Here is a 14,098-nt window from a genome sequence, read left to right on the forward strand (position 1 = left end):
ATTTATTGTGTTCTTTAGTGGGGGAATGATCCTCATGTAAAACAGAACGCTCCAAAAAGAATATACTTGAGTTGTTAATTCACGTGTTTGTTTTAAAGAGACACTTCGCTCCCAATCCCATTTCGCGACGGCGCTCGTGAATGGTGTAAGGGTAAATCCATTGATTCCCCACTATCTTTACGCTTCATAACGGAGTAAGCTGGGCACTATCATACACTTTGCCAGCGCCTAATGTTATAGCTCTTGGCACTATGGTTCATAAGAGGCATTATTCTTTTCTTAAATCATTTTTATCTACACATAGTTCAGCTTGTGGTATGCAAGCGAATGATTTTAATTGGGAAATTAATTTTAAAAACTTTGTAGTAGATTCTTTTTTGTCAATTTATGGGGAAAGGCTAAGTTTTTGTATTTTAGGTGAAAGCTACTTCCATAAAACAGTCCATCAACTTGTCTGTTTTGAGATTTCTGTGAATGTACGGTGTCTATGACCATTCTGTGTGGTTGATTGTTGTAAAATCTTTTGTAAAAGCCCCTCAATTTTCTAAAATGATGATTTTTATCAATTTATTTTTTTAAAGAGTTTTTATGTGTAAATGTATTTATAGCGGGAGCCAAGAGATGTTAGAATTTCATTGGGAAGGGTATCGGCATCTATAGATACTTTTTCAAGTGTTTGATGGGGACCAATGAGTTCTACCCAGTCACCAGTTTGAGGTTTTTGTTCAAGATCGGTCGTATCTACAATAATGGAATCCATAGAAACCCGCCCAACCATGGGAAGTTTGTGCCCGTTGAAATAAACAGTTCCTTTATTCGAAAGAGTACGGAGCCAGCCGTCTGCGTAGCCTATAGAAATGGTTGCAAGAGTGCTTGGTCTGTTGGTTATAAAGCTTTCTGCATAACCAACAGGTGCTCCTATATCAACAACGCGGCTTTGAATGACTTGGGCTTCAAGTTTTAAAACAGGTTTCAAAGGTGATGGGTGTTTTCCCCGCGGATCAACTCCGTAAAGTGCAATGCCTGGACGAACAAGATCAAAATAAAAATCTGATCCTAGAAAGATACCTCCAGAATTGGCAAAGGAAACTTTGCAAGCAGGCAATTGCGCAAGGATCGTTTTGAAAGAAGTCAATTGGGCATAATTTGATGGGTGGGTATCATCTTCTCCGTTAGAAAGATGACTAAGAATATATTTTATTTCTGCTTTTTCGAAAATTGTAGGGTGTTTGATGAGTTTTTGTAATTCTTTTTGATCCAGTCCTAATCGGTTCATATGGGTATCGATTTGAACAATTGCTGGAAATTTTTTATCTTTTTTTTGACAAATTTTTTGCCAATTTTCAATGGCATTCCAAGAGTTTAGAACAGGAACAATACCAGATTGTGCGACAAACTCTTCTGCTAAGTGTGGAAGTCCATTCAGAATGGCAATTGTGACATTTGATGGTAAAATGCTTTTTAATTGGAGTGCTTCTCTGATTTGGGCGACAAAAAAAGTGCGACAACCAGCTTGATAAAGGGCAGGAGCAATTTTGTGAGCTCCTAATCCATAGGCATTTGCTTTTACAACTGCTGAACATTGTGTTGGAGCTACACGTTTGGCTAAAGTAATATAATTGGCAACAATGGCACTGACATCGATGGTTGCTACAGCTGTATAGAGTGATGTATTTATTTCATCATTAACGGATTTGTTCATTTTAAAAGCTTATCTGTGTTCGTGAAATACGGAGTTTTTTTGGTTGTTTCATTGAGGTTCTTTACGATATAGGGGAAAGACACTATTTGCTATGGTCAAAATCATTAAGAAGCCTATGCTGCCATTAAAGTCGTTTTTTATGTAAAATGCTACTTTGGATATAAGAGATACTTTAGTTTTATTTGTGTTGTTATCAACATGGTATCTTCTAATGATTTGTAAAACATAGACTTTTTTACTTATTTTCCCTCGTTTAGGCATATAAAAAAATAAACATAGTTTATTGTATTGTATCATTTTGAAGAGTGCAATATTAGGCTGTTGTTGCTGGTGTGATTGTTGTGATTAAATATTGCATTGGCTTCTTATTTAGAGAAGGTAAAATGATTAAATTAACCACGTTAAGTCAATGTATTACAAGTTTTTTACCATGAGGGGGAAGATCACTCATCTGTGCAATTTTGGATGTCGTCTCATGCACTTAAAATTATTTTTATTGAATGGAAAACAGTGTGTAAACACTTTTTGATACATTAAAAACTGTTGATTTAGAAAACTCGTTGATTTGGATATTATTTGTTTTCAAGATGGATTGGGTATCCAGTATTTACTTTCTAGTCTTTGATTGGTTTTAAGTGAAATCAATTTTATCGCTTATAGAGCGCGCTAGACTCATTTATTTAATTTTGACATAAAAGTGTTAACCTTGAGGCTTTTGTGTTGAGAAAATTGTTGGCAGATGGTTGTGCAAGTACTATATCACGTCAAGGATTCGAAATTTAACGTTCAATAAAGATATGGGGAAGAGTATGAATACGTCTGCTACCAATGTTCCGTCAAGCATCAGCAGCGTTGCAAATTTTCCGATTCCTGAGAATGTGTTCGCCCTTACTGTCCAAGAGGTTTGTCACTATACAGATCGGTTATTTAAATTCCGTCTGAATCGTCCGGAAAGTTTTCGTTTTCGTTCGGGTGAGTTTGTTATGATCGGTTTGCCAAATGCAGAAAAGCCGATTTATCGCGCTTATTCGATTGCAAGTCCCTTTTGGGATGAACAGCTTGAGTTTTTTTCGATAAAAGTTCCAGGGGGACCTTTAACCGAGCATCTCCAAAAAATTAAAATTGGTGATACAGTTCTCATGCGTAAAAAATCTACAGGAACGCTGGTGCTTGATGCTCTTATTCCTGGAAAACGTCTTTATCTTCTTTCAACTGGGACGGGGATTGCTCCTTTTGCAAGCCTTATTCGTGATCCTGAAACTTATGAAAAATTTGCAGAAGTTGTCCTTATTCAAACAACGCGCGAAAAAAATGAGTTAATTTATGCAAAAGATCTTGTTTCCTCTTTGCAACAAGATCCACTCATTGGAGAGTATGCACAACAGTTGAGATTTTATCCTATGACTACTCGTGAAGCTTCTGAGCATATGGGTCGTATTACAACTGTGATGGAAAGTGGGGACTTTTTTGAAACAACAGGCCTTCCTAAGATTCATCCTGATGAGGATCGGGTGATGATTTGTGGTTCCATGGCTATGTTAAAAGATTGCGCAAGGATGTGTGAAAGCTTTGGTCTTGTTGAAGGGGCCAATAATGCTCCTGCTACTTATGTTGTAGAGCGCGCTTTTGTGGAGTAATGAGTGGGAAAGTTGATGCTTTATCTTCTTTCAAACCGGTACGGTTTTTTTTTCTTTTGCAAGCTTTATTCGTGAGCCTGACATTTATGAAAAATTTTCAGAAGTTGTTCTTATTTAAATAACGCGCGAAAAGAATGAGTCAATTTGTGCAAAAGATCTTGTTTCCTTTTTGCAATAAGATCCACTCATTGTGGGGCATATGCACAACAGCTGAAATTTTATCCTATGACCACTCGTGAGCTTTCTGAGCATATGGGGCGTATTACGACTGTTATGGAGAGTGGTGCTTTTTTGAAACAAGCGGCTTTGAAACAATAGAACTCGCAAAATTCATCCTAATGAAGATCGGGTGATGATTTGTGGTTCCATGGCAATGTTAAAAGATTGCGTAAGGATGTGTGAAAGCTTTGGTCTTGTTGAAGGGGCTGATATTCTTGCACTTTATATTAGATTGTAGAAAGAGCTTTTTTCGAGGGAGAGGGAAGTTGTGATGCGGTATATGCTAATGCAGTAATCGAATCCCAATCACTTATTGCAATGAGTTGTTGGGGCGCTATCCAAGAACCTCCAACGCAGAAGACATTGGGCAGTTGGAGCCATTGTGTTGCACTTTTTTGTGTAATACCGCCTGTTGGGCAAAACCGGATATCAGAGAAGGGAGATGCTAAAGCTTCAATGAAGGAAATACCTCCAGCAGCTTCAGCAGGGAAAAATTTAAGATATGAATAGCCTTTGTTTAATGCTTGCATGAGTTCACTTGGGGTCATTGCACCGGGAAGAAGGGGAATTTCACTATTTTTTGCACAATTGATTAGTTCATTGGATAATCCGGGGCTTACAATAAACTTGGCTCCAGCTTGTTCGGCTTTTTCGTAATGTGTTGTGTTGAGAATTGTGCCGGCTCCAACAATTGCTTCAGGGACTTCTTGTGTAATTTTCTGAATTGCTTTGAGGGCATTTGGTGTTCGCAAGGTGATCTCAATTGTTTTTAATCCACCTTTGACAAGAGCGCGTGTTAAGGGTACAGCACTTTGTAGATTGTCAATGAGTAAAACAGGTATAACAGTTTGTCCTTGGAGATATAATAAAAGCTTTTCTCTTTTTTGGCACATGATATTTTTTCTTCTTGGAGATGATATTATTTGTATCGTTTGATTAAGCACAATATGTTAAAGAGTACATGAATAAATCTTGAAATTGAATGAAACGCGCGTTATGGCAAAACACATGGAAAAGAATTTTAAAGTTGCTGCACTTTATTGCTTTGCAGATTTGAAGCATTATCATCAATTACAAAAACCTTTGCAGGATTTATGTCAAGCAAAGGATATCAAAGGCACTCTGCTTTTAGCAAAAGAGGGCATTAATGGAACAGTTGCTGGTTCTTGTGCTGCAATTGAGGCATTGGTGGACTTTATTATGGCTGAACCAGCGTTTCAAACGCCGGAGATTAAATATTCATGGGCATCAAAAATGCCTTTTCATCGCATGAAAGTGCGGTTGAAAAAAGAGATTGTGACAATGGGGGTTGAAGGGGTTGATCCGCTAAAAGTTGTTGGTACTTATGTGGATCCTGAAGATTGGAATGCTCTTATTCAAGATGAAGAGACAATTTTAATCGATACGCGTAATGATTATGAATATGCGATAGGGAGTTTTCAAGGAGCGATTGATCCGCAGATTAAAACATTTCGCGAATTTCCTGAATGGGTGCGTAAACATGAGGCTGAGTTAAAGAAAAAAAAGAAAATTGCCATGTTTTGTACAGGTGGTATTCGGTGTGAAAAATCAACAGCTTATGTTCGTGATCTTGGTTATGAGCAAGTCTACCATCTAAAAGGAGGTATTCTCAAATATTTAGAAAAAATTCCAAAAGAGAAAAGTTTATGGTGGGGTGAGTGTTTTGTTTTTGATGAGCGTGTTTCTGTTCAACATGGTCTTGAAGAATGTGGACGCGAATTATGTCGCGCGTGTCGTTCTCCTCTTAATGCTGAAAGCAAATTATCGCCTCATTATGAGGAAGGTGTTTCCTGTGATGCTTGTTATAACACGCGTAGTGAAGCCGATAGAGAGCGCTTTCGTGAGCGCCATAGGCAATTTCAATTGTTGAAGTTGCGTGCAATTGATTCTCATCAAGGGACATAAGGATATCGTAGTGTAGAGTTTTAAGTTGTAGCGTTTTTCTCTTAAATTTAAGAGAGAAGAGTTTTTTATATTGGTAGAAAAATATTTCATAAGACCGGATATTATTCGGTCTTTTTGTTTATATTAAATTATTTGACTTATAAATAATCATTATAGATTGTTCGCTCTCCTTGACTTATAGGATTGAGTTTTCAAATACTTTTCATTTAAAAATAGAAAAGCCGTTCACCAACAGCGCAGAGGAGGGAGATTATAGTTTAAGAGAAAAGCGTATGAATAAGATGTGATTAATAAGAGGAGATGAAAAAGCAGATGCTAGGTGGAAAAATAAAATGATAATAGGAGTTTATGATTTCAGAATTTAATATAATACATTAATTTATAATGATAATTTATTATTCATTTGAATAAAAGAGTTCAATATTGTGAACTTTGTTGCTTTCAGATTAGATGAGAACGAATCGCGTAAAATTCATTCGCTTGTACGTTGCAAATGGGAGTAACGTGTGGACAAAAATCATTTTAGATAAGGTGTTATGAAACATTTCAATGTAGGAGTTTCTGCAATATTGGGAGTTGGCAGATAGAATGGGAGCGTTTGTTTTTAATTTCATAAGTATAAAGAGGGTGAGATGTAGTTGATCTATATTATACAAGCTATATTATACGGGGATTTCTTCATGATATTTTGCTTAAGCGATGCTGTGAAATGAATGTGGAAGCAGGGATGTTTTTAGGATGTAAATGAGAAAGATAATGGTGTTTTGTTGGGGGAAGGACACGTTATCTTTAAAGACTATGGTGCTTCAGTCGTTACTATCCTCAGTCTTCAATGTTGGTCATCTTTGCATTTGAGAGGATATATAAGAGGTACTCCTTTTTTCAATTGTTTTTTATTTGTGATGCGCAAAAGAATGATTTTAATTGATTCATTGTAAGAGGGTTGAAATAAGAGGATTTTATAATGGGATTTTTGTTTAAGGGTACAATAATAAATTATCATTATAAATTAATGTCTTGAGTAATTTATTTTGCGTTATTTTCTGCTGCGGATATTAGGAGATAGAATAGGGTAAAGAAACGAGGGGCTTTAAACGCAAGACAGTGATTTATGTTGCACAGATAATGTAAGGGGTGTGATCTCATGAAAGCGGATGGATGGCTTTGTCTGGGGAGAGTGTTGTTTTTTCGCATCATTTTATCTTTAAGAATTAAAAAATGTTTAAAATTAAAAAAATGATTGAAATGAGAAAGAATTCGTTTTATAGGATGCCTTGCCCAAAGTCGCACGTGCCTGTGGGTGTCCGCTGGTTCTCAAATGGTGAGATTAACCGGTACGGTACCTGGAACTAACCGCTCCAGTCATTCTTACAGCCAATTGCAAGAATGAGGACATCTTGAAGCAACGACGGTGCGGGCCTTTCTGGTGTCTTCCAGCTTTTAAATGCTGGGATAACTATAGAGGCACACCTCATTGCCTTCAGTGCGGAAGTGGTTTTCTCAACTCCAATCAAAAAGGCAGATAAAATAGAATAACGCGGTTTCGCGCTGTTCTTTCGCAGCATGCAATGCTAATTTCTGGTTTTTTGTAATCAGAATGGGGATGGTTGTTGTGTGTTTTTTGTCCTTTAGCTTTTGGCAGCTTTGGCTGTCTAAGCATAGAGTGGGGGAGCGTTCCCTCAAGGAGAATTGCAGATGGCAACGCAACGTATTCGCGATTTTCTTGCAACACATCGCTCTGAAGGTCCATGCTTAATTGTTGACCTTGATGTTGTTCGTGACAACTATTTAAATTTTGAAAAAGCTCTGCCGCAGTCTCGTATTTTTTACGCAATAAAGGCAAATCCAGCTCCTGAAATCTTGTGTTTGCTAAGTTCTTTAGGATCTTCTTTTGATGCGGCTTCTGTTGCAGAAATTGAAATGGCTTTAAAAGCAGGTGCAACGCCAGAGCGTATTTCTTTTGGAAATACGATTAAAAAAGAGCGTGATATTGCACGAGCATATGCATTGGGAGTTTCACTTTATGCCGTTGATTGTGTGGAAGAAGTGGAAAAAATTGCGCGTGTTGCTCCAGGAGTGCGTGTTTTTTGCCGTGTTCTTACCGATGGAAAAGGTGCAGAGTGGCCATTGTCACGCAAATTTGGTTGTGTTCCAGATATGGCGGTTGATGTTCTAAGACGGGCACACCAATTGGGTTTGCAAGCCTATGGTGTTTCTTTTCATGTTGGATCTCAGCAGGTTGATTTGAGTGCGTGGGATCGTGCTTTATCGGATGCTTCTACAGTTTTTAAGCGTTTGGAACAAGAAGGCATTTCACTAAGGTTGGTGAATATGGGGGGCGGTTTTCCAACGCGTTATTTGAAAGATGTCCCTACAGAACAAGCTTATGGTACAGCAGTTTTTGATTCATTGAAAAAGCATTTTGGTAATCGTATCCCTGAGACGATTATTGAGCCAGGACGTGCGATGGTTGGCAATGCTGGTGTTATTCGTACAGAAGTTGTTCTAATATCTAAAAAAGCTGATAATGATAATATACGATGGGTTTATCTTGATATTGGAAAATTTAATGGTCTTGCTGAGACTATGGATGAAGCCATTCGTTATCCTATTGAGACACCTCATGATGATAAGGTGATGGAGCCTTGTATTTTGGCTGGACCAACATGCGATTCGGCAGATGTTCTCTATGAAAAAACACCTTATCCGCTTCCTCTATCTCTAACAATAGGAGATGAAATATTGATTCATGGAACGGGTGCTTATACAACAACTTACGCATCGGTTGCTTTTAATGGTTTTGAGCCTTTACGATCATATGTGATCTGAGGTTTCCTTTTAACTATAGTTTTTTTAGACTTTTTGCTATGCTCGTCATGGTGCTATAAGAGGGCGGTCATTGAGATGAACATGATGAACTTTCAAACAAAAGATGGGGCATGTTTTACACTTTTATTGGAGCAAGAAACCGATAAGCCTTATCGAGAAATTTTGCTTGATTCAACGATGGGGTATGGACGTAAACGTAAATCATCAGAGGCTTTACGTCGTGGACGGTTAGCTGCTCAAGGACTTTCTTTTGTGGTTAAAAATGCTCTGGGAGAGCTTGTGGGAAGTGTCCGTCTTTGGCATGTTTCTTTTTCTAAAAGAAAAAATAAAACACAACATGCTTTACTTTTGGGCCCCTTGGCTGTTGCATCTGAATGTGCTGGTATGGGAATAGGATCAATTTTAGTCCGCCATGCAATTGAAACAGCAAAAAAATTGGGATATGGCGCCATTTTGCTGGTAGGGGATTTTGAATTTTATCAACGTTTTGGCTTTTCAAATAGTTTAACAGAAAATTTGGCAATGCCTGGTCCTTACGAAAAGCATCGCTTTCAAGCGTTGGAACTGATACCACATTATCTTTCTGGGTGTTATGGCACTTTAGTTCCTAGTGGAGAACGAGAAGTTTCAAATCGTTTCCAGCATCATAAAGTGGCTTGAAGATATGTTTATTTTGTTTTTCAACAGCTGGTATTGAGGAGAGCATACTGTTTTGGCTAGAGCCAAAGTATTTAGCGGTACAAAGTTTTTGGGGAGTTCTATTGCGATTTTATTATGTGGCTGGTTTCTTATTTTTGATAATTTCAGTTAAGTGAGTAGGAATATATTTTAAGCTCATTTTTTGAAATAGCGTCCTATTTTATAATATTAAAGGAACCGGATTTTTAAGTTGTCTTGTGTTCTTTTAAAGTCGCTATCATCATACAGTTTTCCAGTTTTCAATATCGTTGATAAATCTTGTATCGAAATGGTTGGATATTTTACTTTTTTCTTAAACAGTTTTTTTCTTTGCTTTTTATGTGCAAGGGAATGGTTTTGATTGATTCAATAGAGAGATATTTTGAGAAATTTTATACAATTTTAGCGCTTATTGAAAGAGAAGGGGCTTAAGAAAGAAAAATATACAGCAGTAGAATCAAAATTGTAAGTATCAGCTTTTTTTAAAGAGTGTAAAAAAATAAAATTACATGTTCAAAAGCAGCTTTTTTGAAAAAAAATATGTCATTACTTTTTTGCTATAAAGGTAAATCGTTTTGCAATTGGCATGAGAGGATCAAATACAAAATGATTTTTTCATGTAAAATTTTGCATTCAGAATCAAAAAACGTTGTCCTACACATTATAAGAGAAATATGTGCGTGAATAAAAATCACAAGAATCATAAATCTTTTAAGAATATTCTTGTAAGAATCAAAAGAGTAAAGGGCAAAGAATCTTTTAATCTTTTGTGCCCTATGGTGATAAATTAAAAATCTTATAGAAATGGCTGCTTTATCTTTATGGTGTGGAGCACTTTAGATAAGCTCTTTGTTTACCGATCATCTAGAACAATTTTTGTATGCGAGAAGTTGTTTTTAAGTGCGGAAAGAGCCCGCATTAAAAGAATTTTTATCAGAAGAATCATTTAGAATCATATGTTTATTTATACTGTCTCTTGAGACAAGATAAAGTGCATAGGAAACGAGGAAAGTGATAAGGATAAAAAATATTTCTCAATTTTAATTAAGCTTAGTGATTTGGTGGTGAATCCATGAGAGGTGGTATTTTTTTGAGAAACATTGTCATAAATGTTAAAACACCAAAAATGATGGTTATGATAAAGAAAATATCACTAATAGCCATAATGGTTGCTTGTATGCGTACCATACCAAACAATTGAGAAAGAGCCAGAGTATAGGAATCAAAGGTTTCTGTTTTGAATAATACAGTAAGATTTGAAAGCATTTCAGTTGCTTGTCTGTTTGCGTAGTTAAGAGTTTCGGCTATTCGTTCATGATGGAAGTCTGTGCGTTTTGTTATGAGAGTGTTGATAATGGCAAGCCCTACAGCCCCACCTAGATTCCGGGTGAGATTAAAGAGTCCAGAAGCATTTTGCATCCGTTCTGGTGGGAGTGTTCCCAAGGCAATATTATTAATAGGAACCATACATAACATTACAGAAGCACCACGGAAAACTTGCGGCCAAAAAAGCTGCCAAAAATCCCAGTTATCTGTGATAGAGCTCGCCATCCAAATACCTATTGCAAAACCAAAAAGTCCTATTGCCATCATTAAACGTGCATCCATTCGTGCTGAAAGAAATCCAGCAAGCGGGGCAGTTAATAACATGACGAATCCTGAAAGAAACAATGTTTCTCCAATCATGAGAGCATCAAAGTGGCGGATTTGGCTTAAATAGACAGGATAAAGGTACGTGAGTCCATAAAGGCCTATTCCCAATGAAAAGGAAAAAATGGATGCAGCTGAAAAATTAAAATTAGAAAAAGTAGAGAGATCTACAATGGGTTCTTTTACTGTAAAAGCACGCCAGAAGAATAAGGCTGCAGCAAGAATCATGGTAATGAACAAATCCCGAATCAGCGTATCACTCAGCCAATCATGACGTGCTCCTTCTTCTAGAATATACTCTAAAGTTCCCAAGAAAGTAGCCATAGAAATGAATCCTAACCAATCAAACTTCTTCATTAAAGAGGGATCAGCTTTATCAAAATCAATTAATTTCCAAGCGAGAATTGAGATGATAATCCCGCAGGGTACATTGATGAGAAAGAGCCAATGCCATGATGAGAGATGACAAATATAGCCTCCCACGGTTGGACCAATGGTGGGGGCTAATGTTGCTACTAGTCCAACAATAGGGGTAACAATTGGGCGTTTGGAAGGAGGAAAAAGAACATAAGAGGCGACAAAAACGCTTGGGATAATTCCTCCACCAATAAAACCTTGTAGTGCGCGATACAAAATCATCTCTCCAATAGATGTTGCTGTTGCACAAAGAACAGAAGTAATCGTAAACCCGATCGCTGATATGGTGAAGAAAACACGTGTTGAAAGCAATCTTCCTAAAAATCCAGAAAGCGGCAACATGATGACTTCAGCGATGAGATAGGAAGTTTGAACCCATGAAATTTCTTCAGAGCTTGCTGTAAGACCCGCTTGAATTTCAGCTAAAGAAGAGGAAACGATTTGGATATCTAATATTGCCATAAACATGCCAAAAGACATAGCTATAAAAACTATAATTTTGCGCATTCCTATGCGTTCTTGAGACTGTATGAGCTCTGGTATGGAAGATGTCATAGTAAGATCTTCTACTTTTTTATAAGAGACTTTTATCTTGTGGCTTTGTACGTGTATCAATTTTCACTGAAACACTCATTCCTGCTCGGATATGTCCGGTTTTTAAAACTTCTTCTGGAATAGAAATACGTACGGGAATGCGCTGGACAATCTTTGTAAAGTTACCGGTAGCATTTTGTGGAGGCAGAAGAGAAAAAACAGCGCCTGTTGCGGGCGAAATAGAAAGCACTGTTCCTGTAAAAACATCATCTTCGAAGGCATCAACAGAAATATAAGCTTTTTGTCCGGTATGAATGTCTTGTAGCTGTGTTTCTTTATAGTTTGCTTCAATATAAAGTGCATGTATGGGGACTAACGCCGCAAGACGTTGGCCATTTACAACAAAATCTCCCGTTTTTGCTGTTAAATTTCCTATAACTCCATCAAATGGCGCTCGTATAATGGTCGAATCAAGATCACGTTGTGCTTTTTTACGCGAGAGCTCTAAACTCTTTGTTTCGCTTTCTGTTTCACTTCGTTGCGCTTCTAGCACTCGGATATTTGCACGTGCTGAAGCCATTTTTGCATCCGCTCTGTTAACATTCGCAATGGCTTGTTCATAAGCGGATTTGGCATCATCAACATTGGATTGAGGAGCATAACGATTGGCTTTCAGTTCTGTTACACGTTTTAAGGTGAGTTGTGCATTGGTTGCTATGGCTGAAGCGGCTGCTTTTTGTGCTTTTGCATCATCTAAAGAACTACGAGCGGCTGTGATTTGCGCATCAATGCGTAGAAGTGTTTTTTTCTGTGTGTTAAGATGCGCTTCTGTTTGATCTAAGGCTATTTTATAATCACCATTGTCTAGGTAAAATAAAACATCGTCCTTTTTTACAACTTGGTTGGCTTTAATGGCAATTTTTTCAATATACCCATTTAATTTAGTCGCAATAGCGGCTATATCTCCTTGCACATAGGCATCTTCAGTGGACAGCATATAACGCCATTGCGTCGTCCACTTATAGCTAAACCAAAGTACAAAAAGCGCAAAGACGATAAGAAGAGCCTTGATTACTTTTTTTCGTTTCATTTTATCGAGATTTTTTGTTGAAAAAATGGTCTCAGATACGGACATGATTTTATACTTTCAATATTTATGTTCTAACGAGTATAATAAGCCTCTCACTCTAGGGTAGGGTGATATATGCACGGACGATAAGAGCTTTTCCAACAATAAGGCGATCCCTGCTACATAATACTAAATATATAAACTTGCAAGTTAGAGATCTTATTTTCAAGTTAGATGTCTTATTTTATTGCGCATTTTTTACAAAGACCTCGTACTTCTAGGGTGCTTTTGTGTGCTTGGAAGCCAACCGCTTGAACCATCTGTTTTAAACTTGATACAATCGTTTGATTTTGTATTTCGTTGACTGTGCCACAGTTTAGGCATCTTCAGTGGACAGCATATAACACCATTGCGTCGTCCACTTATAGCTAAACCAAAGTACAAAAAGCGCAAAGACAATAAGAAGAGCCTTGATTACCTTTTTTCGTTTCATTTTATCGAGATTTTTTGTTGAAAAAATGGTCTCAGATACGGACATGATTTTATACTTTCAATATTTATGTTCTAACGAGTATAATAAGCCTCTCACTCTAGGGTAGGGTGATATATGCACGGACGATAAGAGCTTTTCCAACAATAAGGCGATCCCTGCTACATAATACTAAATATATAAACTTGCAAGTTAGAGATCTTATTTTCAAGTTAGATGTCTTATTTTATTGCGCATTTTTTACAAAGACCTCGTACTTCTAGGGTGCTTTTGTGTGCTTGGAAGTCAACTGCTTGAACCATCTGTTTTAAACTTGATACAATCGTTTGATTTTGTATTTCGTTGACTGTGCCACAGTTTTCGCAAATTATAAACGTTGTAAGTTCATGTTGACAGTTTTCAGGGTGTAAACAGACCATAAAGGCATTTACACTTTCAAGACGATGAATACACTTTAACTGTACGAGCTTTTCTAACGCACGATAAACTTGGAGAGGTGCGCGAAAACCTTCTTCGCGTAAGTGATTGAGAATCGCATAAGCACTTAAAGGCCCTTTTGCATTTTTTAAAGTATTTAAAACCAATGTTTGGTTACGCGTCAGTTTAGATGACATTGACATCTTCCTTTTGCTCCCATGGAAAAGCATAAAGCGTGTAAGATATTTATGCAATGGTGATTATATAATATGTACTCTATCTTTAGCCTTTTACATGACATCCTTGCGATATGTAAGAAAAGTTATAATCGTTGTGAGGGGAGGGTATTATAATCTGAAAGCCGCCGCTATCAGGCATGAAAGTTTTATACGCTTCTTATTTTTCCAATAATGTTTTGAAATAGGATTTTTTGTTCAATATTTTATTGGTAAAGTTTGGGTTATTTTATTTAAAAAAAAATAAAAAATGATATTGACTCTTTGCTTGAAAGAGTACTATATACGACGAGT

General features: G+C 37.1%; 9 protein-coding genes and 3 pseudogenes. 5 read left to right on the top strand and 7 right to left on the bottom strand.

The window, feature by feature from the left end; translation table 11 throughout:
* Positions 1-586 precede the first annotated feature (586 nt).
* Positions 587-1,702 (bottom strand): alanine racemase, encoded by a 1,116-nt coding sequence (gene alr, locus ACFIM6_RS07410; protein WP_375612295.1) that lies wholly within the window; start codon positions 1,700-1,702, stop codon positions 587-589.
* Between the two features lie 809 nt (positions 1,703-2,511).
* Between alr and ACFIM6_RS07415 the strand changes: the two genes are divergently transcribed.
* Both ACFIM6_RS07415 and ACFIM6_RS07420 read left to right on the top strand, forming a co-directional pair.
* On the top strand, positions 2,512-3,339 hold the full coding sequence (locus tag ACFIM6_RS07415; protein WP_375612296.1) for a ferredoxin--NADP reductase: 828 nt from the start codon (positions 2,512-2,514) through the stop codon (positions 3,337-3,339).
* A 34-nt stretch (positions 3,340-3,373) separates the two neighbouring features.
* Positions 3,374-3,769, top strand: a pseudogene (locus tag ACFIM6_RS07420) (ferredoxin--NADP reductase); the annotation flags it as partial.
* 16 nt (positions 3,770-3,785) lie between these two features.
* Here ACFIM6_RS07420 and eda read toward each other — a convergent pair.
* Entirely contained in the window at positions 3,786-4,451 is a 666-nt protein-coding gene (gene eda / locus ACFIM6_RS07425; protein WP_375612297.1) for a bifunctional 4-hydroxy-2-oxoglutarate aldolase/2-dehydro-3-deoxy-phosphogluconate aldolase, read from the bottom strand.
* A 115-nt stretch (positions 4,452-4,566) separates the two neighbouring features.
* Between eda and ACFIM6_RS07430 the strand changes: the two genes are divergently transcribed.
* The 3 genes from ACFIM6_RS07430 (at position 4,567) to ACFIM6_RS07440 (ending at position 8,973) form a co-directional block, all read left to right on the top strand.
* The gene (locus ACFIM6_RS07430; RefSeq protein WP_375612304.1) at positions 4,567-5,484 is read left to right on the top strand and encodes a rhodanese-related sulfurtransferase; all 918 of its coding nucleotides are present in this window, start codon (positions 4,567-4,569) and stop codon (positions 5,482-5,484) included.
* Between the two features lie 1,695 nt (positions 5,485-7,179).
* The gene (locus ACFIM6_RS07435) at positions 7,180-8,313 is read left to right on the top strand and encodes a type III PLP-dependent enzyme (RefSeq protein ID WP_375612298.1); all 1,134 of its coding nucleotides are present in this window, start codon (positions 7,180-7,182) and stop codon (positions 8,311-8,313) included.
* Positions 8,314-8,388: 75 nt separating this feature from the next.
* Positions 8,389-8,973: a GNAT family N-acetyltransferase gene (locus ACFIM6_RS07440; RefSeq protein WP_375612299.1), complete on the top strand. Its 585-nt coding sequence runs from the start codon at positions 8,389-8,391 to the stop codon at positions 8,971-8,973.
* 1,068 nt (positions 8,974-10,041) lie between these two features.
* Here ACFIM6_RS07440 and ACFIM6_RS07445 read toward each other — a convergent pair.
* The 5 genes and pseudogenes from ACFIM6_RS07445 to ACFIM6_RS07465 form a co-directional block, all read right to left on the bottom strand.
* Positions 10,042-11,613 carry a DHA2 family efflux MFS transporter permease subunit gene (locus ACFIM6_RS07445; protein ID WP_375612300.1) on the bottom strand — a complete coding sequence of 524 codons (1,572 nt, stop codon included), beginning with the start codon at positions 11,611-11,613 and terminating at the stop codon, positions 10,042-10,044.
* A 19-nt stretch (positions 11,614-11,632) separates the two neighbouring features.
* A complete protein-coding gene (locus ACFIM6_RS07450) occupies positions 11,633-12,727 on the bottom strand; it encodes an HlyD family secretion protein (protein WP_375612301.1) in 1,095 nt (364 codons plus the stop codon).
* Positions 12,728-12,900: 173 nt separating this feature from the next.
* Positions 12,901-13,044, bottom strand: a pseudogene (locus ACFIM6_RS07455) (transcriptional repressor); the annotation flags it as partial.
* Positions 13,041-13,199 (bottom strand): annotated as a pseudogene (locus ACFIM6_RS07460) (HlyD family secretion protein); the annotation flags it as partial. The pseudogenes ACFIM6_RS07455 and ACFIM6_RS07460, both read right to left, overlap by 4 nt.
* 173 nt (positions 13,200-13,372) lie before the next feature.
* On the bottom strand, positions 13,373-13,765 hold the full coding sequence (locus ACFIM6_RS07465) for a Fur family transcriptional regulator (RefSeq protein WP_375612302.1): 393 nt from the start codon (positions 13,763-13,765) through the stop codon (positions 13,373-13,375).
* Positions 13,766-14,098 lie beyond the last annotated feature (333 nt).

Origin of the sequence: Bartonella sp. AA9NXGY, from assembly GCF_042196845.1 — a bacterium.
Taxonomy (GTDB): Bacteria; Pseudomonadota; Alphaproteobacteria; order Rhizobiales; family Rhizobiaceae; genus Bartonella.

Excerpts from the sequence above, each read along its gene's own strand:
- alr (WP_375612295.1), bottom strand. The coding sequence starts at position 1,702 with ATGAACAAATCCGTTAATGATGAAATAAATACATCACTCTATACAGCT.
- ACFIM6_RS07415 (WP_375612296.1), top strand. The coding sequence starts at position 2,512 with ATGAATACGTCTGCTACCAATGTTCCGTCAAGCATCAGCAGCGTTGCA.
- eda (WP_375612297.1), bottom strand. The coding sequence starts at position 4,451 with ATGTGCCAAAAAAGAGAAAAGCTTTTATTATATCTCCAAGGACAAACT.
- ACFIM6_RS07430 (WP_375612304.1), top strand. The coding sequence starts at position 4,567 with ATGGAAAAGAATTTTAAAGTTGCTGCACTTTATTGCTTTGCAGATTTG.
- ACFIM6_RS07435 (WP_375612298.1), top strand. The coding sequence starts at position 7,180 with ATGGCAACGCAACGTATTCGCGATTTTCTTGCAACACATCGCTCTGAA.
- ACFIM6_RS07440 (WP_375612299.1), top strand. The coding sequence starts at position 8,389 with ATGAACATGATGAACTTTCAAACAAAAGATGGGGCATGTTTTACACTT.
- ACFIM6_RS07445 (WP_375612300.1), bottom strand. The coding sequence starts at position 11,613 with ATGACATCTTCCATACCAGAGCTCATACAGTCTCAAGAACGCATAGGA.
- ACFIM6_RS07450 (WP_375612301.1), bottom strand. The coding sequence starts at position 12,727 with ATGTCCGTATCTGAGACCATTTTTTCAACAAAAAATCTCGATAAAATG.
- ACFIM6_RS07465 (WP_375612302.1), bottom strand. The coding sequence starts at position 13,765 with ATGTCATCTAAACTGACGCGTAACCAAACATTGGTTTTAAATACTTTA.